Annotated in this window: 11 protein-coding genes, 1 tRNA gene and 1 pseudogene; 5 read left to right on the forward strand and 8 right to left on the reverse strand. The window is 67.0% G+C overall.

Going from position 1 to position 11,097, the window contains the following annotated elements:
• The coding region (locus NUV94_07215) for a hypothetical protein (protein MCR4392533.1) at positions 1–500 on the forward strand (500 nt) is incomplete at its 5' end.
• 107 nt (positions 501–607) lie between these two features.
• Positions 608–1,870 carry a HEAT repeat domain-containing protein gene (locus tag NUV94_07220; GenBank protein ID MCR4392534.1) on the forward strand — a complete coding sequence of 421 codons (1,263 nt, stop codon included), beginning with the start codon at positions 608–610 and terminating at the stop codon, positions 1,868–1,870.
• Positions 1,871–1,974: 104 nt separating this feature from the next.
• On the opposite strand, the gene NUV94_07225 is transcribed toward NUV94_07220, so the two are convergent.
• The 6 genes from NUV94_07225 to dnaB all read right to left on the reverse strand — a co-directional run bounded on the left by NUV94_07225 (position 1,975) and on the right by dnaB (position 8,129).
• Positions 1,975–2,721, reverse strand: coding sequence for a hypothetical protein (locus NUV94_07225; protein ID MCR4392535.1), 747 nt, complete (start codon positions 2,719–2,721; stop codon positions 1,975–1,977).
• Between the two features lie 86 nt (positions 2,722–2,807).
• Positions 2,808–3,515 carry a hypothetical protein gene (locus tag NUV94_07230; GenBank protein ID MCR4392536.1) on the reverse strand — a complete coding sequence of 236 codons (708 nt, stop codon included), beginning with the start codon at positions 3,513–3,515 and terminating at the stop codon, positions 2,808–2,810.
• 40 nt (positions 3,516–3,555) lie between these two features.
• Positions 3,556–5,007, reverse strand: a complete 1,452-nt coding sequence (gcvPB, locus tag NUV94_07235; protein ID MCR4392537.1) for an aminomethyl-transferring glycine dehydrogenase subunit GcvPB — start codon at positions 5,005–5,007, stop codon at positions 3,556–3,558.
• Positions 5,004–6,332, reverse strand: a complete 1,329-nt coding sequence (gene gcvPA, locus NUV94_07240) for an aminomethyl-transferring glycine dehydrogenase subunit GcvPA (GenBank protein ID MCR4392538.1) — start codon at positions 6,330–6,332, stop codon at positions 5,004–5,006. The genes gcvPB and gcvPA overlap by 4 nt, the downstream gene beginning before the upstream one ends.
• Before the next feature lie 4 nt (positions 6,333–6,336).
• Entirely contained in the window at positions 6,337–6,720 is a 384-nt protein-coding gene (gcvH, locus tag NUV94_07245; GenBank protein ID MCR4392539.1) for a glycine cleavage system protein GcvH, read from the reverse strand.
• Between the two features lie 26 nt (positions 6,721–6,746).
• Positions 6,747–8,129: a replicative DNA helicase gene (dnaB, locus tag NUV94_07250; GenBank protein ID MCR4392540.1), complete on the reverse strand. Its 1,383-nt coding sequence runs from the start codon at positions 8,127–8,129 to the stop codon at positions 6,747–6,749.
• A gap of 121 nt (positions 8,130–8,250) precedes the next feature.
• On the opposite strand from dnaB, the pseudogene rpsB reads away from it, so the two are divergent.
• The 3 genes and pseudogenes from rpsB (at position 8,251) to pyrH (ending at position 10,372) form a co-directional block, all read left to right on the forward strand.
• Positions 8,251–8,943, forward strand: a pseudogene (rpsB, locus tag NUV94_07255) (30S ribosomal protein S2).
• Positions 8,944–9,080: 137 nt separating this feature from the next.
• Positions 9,081–9,677: an elongation factor Ts gene (locus NUV94_07260; GenBank protein ID MCR4392541.1), complete on the forward strand. Its 597-nt coding sequence runs from the start codon at positions 9,081–9,083 to the stop codon at positions 9,675–9,677.
• The gene (gene pyrH, locus NUV94_07265; protein MCR4392542.1) at positions 9,674–10,372 is read left to right on the forward strand and encodes a UMP kinase; all 699 of its coding nucleotides are present in this window, start codon (positions 9,674–9,676) and stop codon (positions 10,370–10,372) included. The genes NUV94_07260 and pyrH overlap by 4 nt, the downstream gene beginning before the upstream one ends.
• A gap of 15 nt (positions 10,373–10,387) precedes the next feature.
• Here pyrH and NUV94_07270 read toward each other — a convergent pair.
• Both NUV94_07270 and NUV94_07275 read right to left on the reverse strand, forming a co-directional pair.
• Positions 10,388–10,460 (reverse strand) — tRNA-Glu (locus NUV94_07270).
• A gap of 243 nt (positions 10,461–10,703) precedes the next feature.
• Positions 10,704–11,097: hypothetical protein (locus tag NUV94_07275; protein ID MCR4392543.1), on the reverse strand; the 394-nt coding region annotated here is incomplete at its 5' end.

Consider the following 11,097-nt stretch of genomic DNA (forward strand, 5'->3'; position numbering starts at 1 on the left):
AGGTCAAGCTCGACGCCATCCCTGGCCGGTTCGATGCCCTGGATGCCGCCGTGGCGGCCGTAGAAGGCAAGGCTGACTCCATCGAGGGTAAGCTCGACACCCTGGAGGGCAAGGCTGACTCCATCGAGGGTAAGCTCGACACCGTCGAAGGGAAGCTGGACGCCCTTGAAGTCAAGGCTGACGCTATCGAGGTCAAGCTTGACGCCGTGGAGGTCAAGCTCGATGCAGTCGAAGTCAAGCTCGATGCTGTTGAGGTCAAGCTTGACGCGATCGAGGTGAAGCTCGATGCAGTCGAGGTCAAGCTCGACGCCCTTGAAGTCAAGGCTGACGCGATCGAGGGCAAGCTTGACACGGTCGAGGTGAAGCTGGACATCGGGTTCGCCGGCTACACGCTCGGGGACGTCATCAACGCCCTAGACTGGCTCATCCAGTGGGCGAAGTGCGCGAACCCCGAGTGCGCGCCGCGCGAGTGCCCGGCTCTGCTGAAGCAAATCCCATAGTCGGATTGGGTATCAAGAGAGAAGGGGGCGCCGCGGTGCCCCCTTTCTTTCCCCGTGGCCTTCACGGGGGGCCATCTCAGGAACTACTCTGAGAACGAGGTGGTGACATGTTCAAGCGGAATCGGCTAGTTGTGCTTGGAGCGGTGCTGTTCGCCTTCGTCTGCTCGCTGTCTCTTCTGGCGACCGAAGCAGATCCGTATTCGCTCGTCGGCCATCTCATCCTGCCCGAGGGGCGAACCGGCGACGTGCGGAAAGAGGTGCACAATGCCCTCGAACAGCTCGGTGAGGCTGCGCTCCCTGCGCTCATCGAGGCCACCTACTATGGTCAGATCCTCACTTGCACTCTCCCCGCCACCCTTGAGCCCGGGGAGGCTCTCACGCTCTCCTACCAGGCCAGGGCGACAAGCACCCCCATCCAGGCGGGGATCCCCACCCAGGTGGTGGCCGCCACAAGCGACGGCACGAGGCTGCATGTATCCAAGGAGATGGTTGAGCTAGGCCGGGCAGGGCGGTCGGTCGCCCCGCCGGTTCAACCAGGCGATGTCGTCGTGTTCAAGGTAACCGTGGAGAACACGAGCCCAGACTCGCTAACCGTGGTCATCGTCGCGGACGTGCTGTTCGAATGGCTCGAGTACATCCCCGCAACGGCTACCGCCGCCTGGCCGCGGGGAAGCTCTACCCCGGCTCCGAAGATCGAGGACGCGACTTGGGTGCGGTGGGACGCGGTGAACGTGCTCGGGAACCTGGCTTCTGCGAACCCCCAGATGGCGCGGCCTGCCATCCCCGCCCTTGCTGCCAGGGCCCTCACCGACATCAACCCCCATCCCAGGTGGCGAAGCCTGTGGGCGCTCGGCACCTTCCGCTCTCAGATCGTGGCCGAAGAGGTCGTGCCACAGCTCCGGATCGGCCTCACGAGCGCCGACCCGAGGATCGTCTGGAACGCCGCGGTGGCCCTGGCGTTCTTCGGTCAGGTAGAGGCCGCTCCTTATCTGAACCTAGGCCTGGACGCCGCCGATGTCATGCAGCGTTGGGAGGCCGTGTACTGTCTGGGGATGGTGTACGACGAGGAGTCGGTATCGCTTCTCATCCCCATGCTCACCGACGTTCAGGGCCGCGAGACGCGCATCCGCCAGGAGGTTGCCCTGACGTTGGGCAAGATCCGCGACCCCCGGGCAATCCCTGCATTGGTGGCGGCCCTAGAAGATCCGGAGAGCGCGGTGCGGTGGCGGGCGGCCATGTCGCTCGTGAGGTTCGGTGATCCGAGCGTGATCCCAGCTATCGAGGCGGCGCTCGCTACCGAACAGGACCCGTTCGCCATCGAACAGATGCAAAAGGCCATCGCCGACCTGCTGAAGGTGCGGGGGAAGTGAGGAGCAACGAGACCACCTCACCTCTCCATCGCCAGGGTTTCAAGAGAAGGCCGGCCGGGATCCCTGGCCGGCCTTCCATCTCCCTCGGGAAACGGCCGCTTGCCCTACACCTTGCGCGGCGGCGTGGGTGCCGCGGGCTGCACCACGACGCGCAAGGCTCCGATGACGTTCTTGACCTGAAGGACACCGCCAATGAGTAACTTGGCGGCCATCACCACCGGGGCCCCGTCCGTCACCACTTCCACGAGGCCCCACAGCGTGACGTCCTCCCCGACGAGCTTCGCCAGGCTGTACGAGTTGGACTCATAGGCCGCCAGGCTGATGTCCCCCTGATACGCAACCGAACCGTCGCTCTTGTACACGACCAGCCGCCCGGACACCGCCTGGTCCCACGGGTTCATCACCGCTAGAGCCATGAACGAGTCCGGCACCTGGGAGTAGTAACCAGCAACTTGAAAGGCCGTTCCGGCCTCCCTTGCCGGGACCACAGTGCTCACGATGTCCACGCTGTGGAGCCGGCCCTTGGCAGAGTACTCGAGCCCAAGGACAAGGGGTTCCTGGCTATCCACCACGAGCACGCCCCAGTTGGTCTCCTTTTCTGGCACCTGGTTGCCGATCAGGTGGAACGCGGCATTGTGTGGCCTGAGAACGCCGGTTGCTTCCCACAGCGGCTTCCCCCACGGATCATAGGCCCGGATGGTGTAGCTGGAATCCTTGCCCGTGGTGTTACACAGGCTGATCTCCAGGTCCTGGCCTCCCGCGCGGCTGTAGTGGACGGCGTAGAAGTGCTGGCCCCAGGCAAGCGCGCCGACAAAAACCAGACCCACAATCAAGATCACGATCTTTCGCATCGTCCCCTCCTTGTATTCCCTTCGAACGATTATAGTCTCTCGCCCCCCTGGTGCTACCAGATCAAACGCAGTCGGGGCTCCCCCATCTAGAAGTAGTACTGGGTGATGTTGTCCACCCGGAGGCCGCGGCCGTAGTACTCCACCGCCACCGCCACCACCACCGCCTTCCCCACCATCCGGATGTCCACAAGCCCCCACAGGTAGGGCCCATGGCCGAGGATCTTCTCCAGGCTGTAGTACTCGGACTCGTGCGGGTTGAGGAAGAGCTCGGCCTCGTACACCACCGTCCTATCCTGGCGGTACACGGTGATGGCACAGGCGACGGCCTCGTCCCACGGGTTCATCACCACAAGCCCGGTGGAGGCATCCCCGACCTGGCTGTAGTAGGCGCCGAGCCAGTACGGCTCATCCGCAGTGAGCTCGGGCACCTCCTGGCTCACGTGGTCCACGGAGGCGAGCTCCCCGTCCACCAGGTACTCTAGAGCAATCACCAAGCGCTCCCCGCTTTCCACCGTGACCACGCCCCAGTGCTCCGCCGCCTCGGGGATGTACCGGCTGAGCTGGACGAATCCGCCGGTGTAGCCGGCCAGGGTGTCCGACGCCGTCCACAGCGGTTTCCCATAGGCATCGTAGGCCCGAAGCATGATCTGGGCCGGATCGGGCATGGTGTTGAGGAGGTTGATCTCCAGGTCCTGGCCGCCGGAGCGGTCGTAGTAGAACGCGTAGAAGTGCTGCCCGCCCGCGGCGAGCCCCATCACCAGGAGCGCAAGCGCAAACGCGTACAAACGCGGCATGTTTCCCTCCTTAGCCAAACGCCGTGGTCAGTATACCCGGTCAGGCCTGGGGCGAGTCAAAGAGCAAGCGCAGTACGGGCTCCCGCACGGCGCGGGCCTCGTCAAGTCGGCGCACCGGGGCGTTGTGGGGAGCCCTCTGGAGGAGCTCCGGGCGCTCCCGGGCCTCCCCGGCAATCCCAACCAGCGCCTCGCAGAACGCATCCAGCACCTCTTTAGGCTCGGTCTCGGTGGGTTCGATCATCAGCGCTTCCTTGACGATCAAGGGGAAATAGATCGTGGGCGGGTGGAACCCGTGGTCGATGAGGCGCTTGGCGATGTCCAGCGTCCGTACCGGTAGTCCCTCCCCGGAGAGCACGAACTCGTGCTTGCACAGGCGATCGTAGGGGACCTTGTACGTCCCCCGGAGCCGGGCCCGGAGGTAATTGGCGGCGAGCACCGCCCCGGCCGAGACCTCCCGGAACCCCTCGTCCCCCAAGGTCAGGATGTAAGCGAGGGCCTTCACCATGACCAGGAAGTTCCCGAAATAGGGGTGGACCCGGCCGATGGACTTGGGCTTATCCCAGCGGAGCCGGAACCGGTCCCCTTCCCGCACGATCTCCGGCACGGGGAGGTAGGGGACGAGGGCCTCGGACACGGCGACGGGGCCCGCCCCCGGTCCGCCGCCCCCGTGGGGGGTGGAGAACGTCTTGTGCAGGTTGAAGTGGAAGATGTCGGCCCCCATGTCCCCCGGACGGGCCCGGCCGATGTACGCGTTCAGGTTGGCCCCGTCGAAGTAGCAGAGCCCCCCGGCCTCGTGCGCGAGCCGGGTGATCTCGAGGATGTCCTCCTCGAAGATCCCCAGGGTATTGGGCACGGTGAGCATGATCCCGGCCACGTCCTCGCCCAGCGCCGTCCTGAGGGCGGCCATGTCCACCATCCCCCGCCCGTCGGACGGCACCGCCACCACCTGGAACCCCACCATCGCCGCCGACGCCGGGTTCGTCCCATGGGCGGAATCGGGGAGGAGGATCTTCGTCCTCCTTCCAAGTTCCCCCCGGTCCTCGAGATACCGCTTGATGAGGAGCATTCCCGTGAGCTCCCCGTGGGCCCCGGCCGCGGGCTGGAGGGTGATCCCCGGCATCCCGGCGATCCCCTTGAGGTGCTCCCCAAGCTCCCACAGGAGGGCGAGCGCCCCCTGGACCTCCTCCTCGGGGAGAAGCGGATGCAGCCCGGCGAACGCCGGCAGGCGGGCCAGGTCCTCGTGGAGTTTCGGGTTGTGCTTCATCGTGCAGCTCCCGAGGGGGTAAAAGCCCGTGTCCACCCCGTAGTTCAGGCGGGAAAGATGGGTGTAGTGGCGGACGAGCTCGGGCTGGGATACCTCGGGGAGCCGCGGCCGCTCCCGCCGGCGCAGCCCAGCCGGGATGTAGGCGAGGATCTCCCGTTCCGGGCGGGTCAAGGACGGCAGGGCGGCCGCCTGCCGCCCGGGGGCGCCGCGGTCGTAGATCGTGGTCATTTCCGCCCACCTCCCCTGAGCGCCTCCACGAACCGATCCAGCTCCTCCCAGGTGCGCTTCTCCGTCACCGCCACCCCGAACGCCCCCTTGATCCCGGTCGGGGCGAGGAACTGGGGGGGCAGGACGGCGATCCCCGCCCGCCGGAGAGCCGCCACCGCCGTCGCCGGGCGCTTGCACTGGACGGCGAACTCGTGGAAGAACGGCCCGGAAAAGGCCAGACGGAAACCGGGCAGGGCGGCGATCCGATCGGCGAGGGCATGGGCCCGCTCCATGGCCAGCAGGGCCACCCGGCGGAGCCCATCCGGCCCGAGGGCGGAAAGGTACACCGTGGCCGCGAGCGCACAGAGCGCGGAGTTGGTGCAGATGTTGGACGTTGCCCGCTCCCGCCGGATGTGCTGCTCCCGGGTCTGGAAGGCCATCACATAGCCCACTTTTCCTGCGGCATCCACGGTCTGGCCGGAGACCCGCCCCGGCATCCGCCGCAGGTGCGCGATCCGCGTGGCAAACAGGCCGAGGAGCGGCCCCCCGAATGAAACGGGGTTCCCCAACACCTGCCCTTCTCCCACCACCACGTCCGCCCCGAACGCTCCCGGCGGCTCAACCACGGCGAGGGCGATGGGGTTGGCGTAGACGATGAGGAACGCCTGTCCCAGGGCGTCCTTGAGGCCGGTTAGGTCCTCGATGACCCCGAACGCGTTCGGCTGCTGGACGATCAGGGCGCACGTCCCCTCCGGGACCTCGGCGAGGGCGAGGCGGCCGTCCTCTCCGTACGGGACGTCCCGCAGCCGGAGGTCTGCCCCCCAGGCGTAGGTGGCCAGGACCTGGCGCACCCTGGGGTTCAGGGACCGCGGCACCAGGACCGCCTTGCCGCCCACCGTCCGGTGCGCCATCAGGGCCGCTTCGGCGAGGGCGGTGGCCCCGTCGTACATCGAGGCGTTGGCCACTTCCATCCCGGTGAGCTCGCAGATCATCGTCTGGTACTCGAACATCCACGTGAGCGTCCCCTGCGATACCTCCGGCTGGTATGGGGTGTACGCGGTGTAGAACTCCGAGCGGGAGAGCACTTCGCGGACCACCGCCGGGACGAAGTGGTCATACAGCCCCCCGCCGAGGAACGGGATCAGCGCCTGCCCGGAGGACCGGTCGGCGAGGCCGGCGAGGTACCGGTGCACGGAGAGCTCGTCCCGACCGGGCAGGCCCAGCGGGCGGTGCCGCCGCCGCACCTCCGCGGGGATGTCAGCAAAAAGGGCGTCCACATCGGGAAGCCCCATCGCGTCCAGCATCGCCCGCACGTCCGCGGGCGTGTGCGGGATGTACGGGTTCATCGGGTTAGCCCTTCTCCCCCACCAAGGCCGCGTACCGAGCGGCGTCCATGAGCCCAGCCGTCTCCGCCGGGTCGGACATCTTCACCACGAACAGCCACCCCTGACCGTAGGGGTCCTTGTTCACCAGGTCAGGGGACGAGGCGAGCGCATCGTTGGCTTCCACCACCTCCCCGGACAGGGGGGCGAACACTTCCCCCACCGCCTTCACCGACTCCACCGTGGCCACCCGTTCCCCTCGCTTGACCTTCTTTCCCACCTCGGGCAGCTCCGCGAACACGATGTCCCCCAGCTCCTTCTGGGCGTGGTGGGTGATGCCCACCCGGGCCTTGCCGCCCTCCAGGCGGACCCACTCATGGTCCTGGGTGTACTTGAGGTCCTTCGGGATCACGTGCTCCTCCTTTCGCGGATTATAGTCTAGAAAGGCACCTCTTCCTTCTCGCGGGTCGGCGGATAGAAGCTGGCGTAGCTCTTGTGAAACAGAAGCCGGAACGCACCGGTGGGGCCGTTGCGCTGCTTGGCGATGATGATCTCCGTCTCGGCCATTGGGGCTGAACCTTGGCGCGGCTCCTTGGCATAGAACTCGGGCCAGTGGATGAAGGCGACGAGGTCGGCATCCTGCTCGATGGCCCCTGACTCCCTGAGGTCAGACAAGCGTGGGCGCGCACCTTCCCCCCTATGTTCCACCGCCCGGTTGAGCTGGGAGCAGGCGATGATCGGGATCTGAAGCTCCCGCGCAAGCCCCTTGAGGGTCCGGGAGATGTGGGAGATCTGCTGTTCGCGAACGTCGCTGCGGATGCCGGCCTCCACGAGCTGGAGGTAGTCCACGACGACGAGATCGAGACCATCGTACTCCTTGGTCATCTGCCGCGCCTTGGCCTTGATCCCGAGGACCGAGGCCCCCGGGGTGTCGTCGATGAGGATGATCGCATCATGGAGGCGTCCGGCAGCCTCGGCGATGAGGCCCCACTTGGCCGGGGGCAGGTACCCGGAGCGCAAGGAGTGCAGGTCCACCTGGGCCTCCGCACACAGGAGCCGCTCCAGAACCTGCTCTTTGGACATCTCCAGGGAGAAGATGCCCACCTTCTTCCGCTGGCGGATGGCGGCATCGCGGGCGATGCCCAGGGCGAGGGCGGTCTTGCCCGTGCCCGGCCGGCCGGCGATCACCACCAGGTCCGACCGATGAAGGCCGGATGTGTAGGCATCGAACTCCTCGAACCCGGTGGACAGCGCCGCCACCGGCCGCCGCTTGGGGTCTTTGTGGATCTCCTCGAGCATGTCGAGGTGGGCCTCGAGGAAGTCCCGGATCAGGTAGTACCGAGGGGCGGAGCGGCGCTCGGTGATGGTGAACACCATCTCCTCCGCCTGGTCGAGCGCCTGGTCCAGGGGAAGGTCCTCCTGGTAGCCGAGCTCGGCGATGCGCCCGGCGGCCTCGATCAGCCACCGGCGCAGGGCCTTGCCCTCCACGATGTCCAGGTAGTGGTCCACGGCGGCGGTGGTGGTCACCCGCGTGAGGAGCTCCGAGAGGTAGCTCCGGCCCCCCACCTTCTCCAGTTTCCCCCGCTCCTCGAGCCAGTTGGCCACCGCCACCCCGTCCGGCAATTGCCCGTGTTCAAACAGCTCTAGGATCGCCTTGCAGATCTCCTGGTGGGCACTAAAGTAGAAATGCCCAGGCTTGAGGCGGCTCACCAACTTGGGCACCACCTCTTCCGGCTCCAGCATGGCCGAGCCCAGCACCATCTGCTCGGCCTCTTGGTTTCGCGGGGTATGACGGACTTCCTCGTCCAGCACGTCGGCCACCGGACCATCATACCCCGGGGCCGCGGCCCCGCCAAACCTCCTGGAGCGCGTTGTGCCCGGTGAATTCGGGGGCTATACTTGGACGTATGCCACAAGTTCGAATGCGAAAGGGGGAGGGAGTTTGGCGGTCCTGACGATGAAGGAACTCTTGGAGTCGGGGGTCCACTTCGGGCACCGCACCCGCAAGTGGAACCCGAAGATGGCCCGGTACATCTACACCGAGCGTAAGGGCATCCACATCATCGACCTTGGGAAGACCCTGGAGCTCTTCGAGCGCGCGTACGATTTCGTGCGGGCTCAAGCCGCCCAGGGCAAAGGGATCCTGTTCGTGGGCACGAAACGCCAGGTCCAGCCGACCATCGAGGACGAGGCCCGTCGCTGCGGGGCCCACTACGTGAGCCGCCGCTGGCTCGGGGGGATCCTCACCAACTTCGAGGTGATCCGCCGCCGCGTCCTCCACATGCTCGAACTGGAGCGCAACTTCGCCGAGGGCAAGTACGAGCGGTTGCCCCTCAAGGAGCGCATCAAGTTGGAGAAGGAGCTCGCCCAGCTCCGGCGCAACCTGGACGGCCTCCGGGACATGGACCGCCTGCCGGGGGTGGTGTACGTGGTGGACCCCACGGTGGAGGCACACGCCGTGCGGGAGGCGAACATCCTCAAGATCCCCATCGTTGCCGTCTGCGATACGGACTCCGACCCGGACTTGATCGATTTTCCGATCCCGGGAAACGACGACGCCATCAAGTCCACCCGCCTCATCACCGCCCGCATCGCCGACGCTGTGATCGAGGGCCGGGAGGGGCTGCAAGTGACGGAGGCCCCGTCGGCCGAGGTACCCGTGGAGGGTACGATCGCCCCTGTGGCCTCGATCGTGGAGGCGCTGGACCTCGAGGACGAGGTCCGGCTGATGGAGATGTGGGAAGAGCTGACCGGGGAGGGAAAGGAGAGCTGATGGAGGAGGTCACCCTGGACCTGGTCAAGCGCCTCCGCGCCGAGACCGGGGTCGGGATCATGGACTGCAAGGCCGCGCTCGCCAAGGCCGGCGGCGACCTGGAGAAGGCCAAGCGCATCCTGCGCATGGAGGGGAAGGAGTTCCTTGTCCACCAGGGGCGGGAGGCCAAGGAAGGCCGGGTGGACGCGTACATCCACCATTCGGGGAAGGTGGGGGTGCTGGTGGAGGTGAACACCTCGACCGACTTTGCCGCCAACTCCGAGGCGTTCCGCGATGTTCTCCGCAACATCGCCATGCAGATCGCGGCCGCGAAGCCGCGGTGGGTGGCCCCGGAGGACGTGCCCCCCGAGGCCCTGGACGAGGAGCGGGAGGTGCTGCGCAAGCAGGCGGAGCGGGAGGGCAAGCCCCCGCACATCGTGGACAAGATCGTGGAGGGACGCCTCCAGAAGTTCTACGAGGAGAACTGCCTCCTCAAGCAGCCCTACGTGCGCGACCCGACGATGAAGGTCGAGGACCTCTTGGCCGACCTCGGGGCCAAGCTCGGGGAGCCCGTGATCGTGCGGCGGTTCGTGCGGTTTGAGGTGGGGGAGAGGTGAAAGCTCGCTGGCGGCGGGCCCTGTTGAAGCTGTCCGGGGAACTCCTGGCCGGACCGGGCGGCCCCCTCGACGCAGGGGGCCTTTCCTTTTACGCCCGGGAGATCGCGGCCGCGCGGGAGGCCGGGGTGGAGCTGGCGGTGGTGATGGGCGGGGGCAACGTGGCCCGGGGCTCGGCTTTGACGCACATTCCGGCCACCGCCGGCCACGCCATCGGGATGCTCGGGACCCTCATCAATGGGGTCGCCCTGCGCGAGGCCCTCCAAGCCGAGAACGTGCCCTGCGTGCTCATGTCGGCGCTGCCCTGCCCGGGGATGGCCGACCCGGTGGACCCGTGGCGGGCGGGTGCGGCGCTCGGCGCAGGCGAGGTGGTGCTGCTCGCTTGCGGAACGGGGAACCCGTTCGTGACCACGGACACGGCGGCAGTGATCCGGGCCTTGAGCCTGGGCGCCGAGGCCGTGCTCAAGGGGTCCAAGGTGGACGGGCTGTACGAATCGGATCCCATGCGCGACCCTTCCGCGCGTCCTGTATCCAGCCTGTCCCATCGCGAGTACCTGGCCCGGGGGCTCAAGGCGATGGACGCGGCGGCGGTGGCCATCGCCGGAGAACATGGGCTTCCGATCGTCGTGTTCCGGGCCGACCGGGAACGAGCACTGCTCGCCGCCCTGCGTGGGGAGACCGGATCCGTCATCGCCTGACCGGAGGCCACCATTTGGTCCCAAGGGGATTTGAACCCCTGTCTCCGGGATGAGAGCCCGGTATCCTGGGCCGCTAGACGATGGGACCTGATGGCCGATTATAGACGGCCACTTCCTTTCCTCGCAACCTCACGGCGCGAGCGCCACCTCCAGCCGGACCTCAACCCACTCGATGTCGTCGTTCTGGGCCGCGCCCAGGTTCTCCACGATGAGCTTGGTGAAGTACACGTCCCACGGGTTCCCGGCATCGTTGTCCCTGAGGAGGCCCCGCTAGATCAGGCCCGTGTCCCCCAGCTACGCATCGTTCCCCTCCTTGACCGTCCGCGGTCGATCAAAAGGCGAGGATCCAGCTGACGGTCAGGCCGAGATCCACCTCGGGGGTGGCCGGGTCGTCGGTCTGGTAGGAGATGCCCAGCGTGAGAGCGGGCAGCACGCGGAACGAACCGCGCACGGTGAGGCGGGTGAACCCGAAGGGCGCGCTGGCCCTGTCCGCCCAATACAGGCCGAAGTCCACGCTGTGTTGCCCGTACGCACCGCGGCCCTTCCACGTCACCCCCAACCGCACGTCCTCGTACGTCCCGGTCCCCGCCACCGCGCGGAACCCGGCCCCGGTGTACCACGCCGGGCGCGGGTAGGGCGGGCGCGCGAAAGCCACCACCAGTTGACCCTGTACGCTGGGCCCAAGCGCGCACGAAGCCTTGGCCCCGTACAGGGAAACCCCGGTC

The organism is Candidatus Acetothermia bacterium (genome assembly GCA_024653305.1).
Classification (GTDB): domain Bacteria; phylum Bipolaricaulota; class Bipolaricaulia; order Bipolaricaulales; family Bipolaricaulaceae; genus JACIWI01.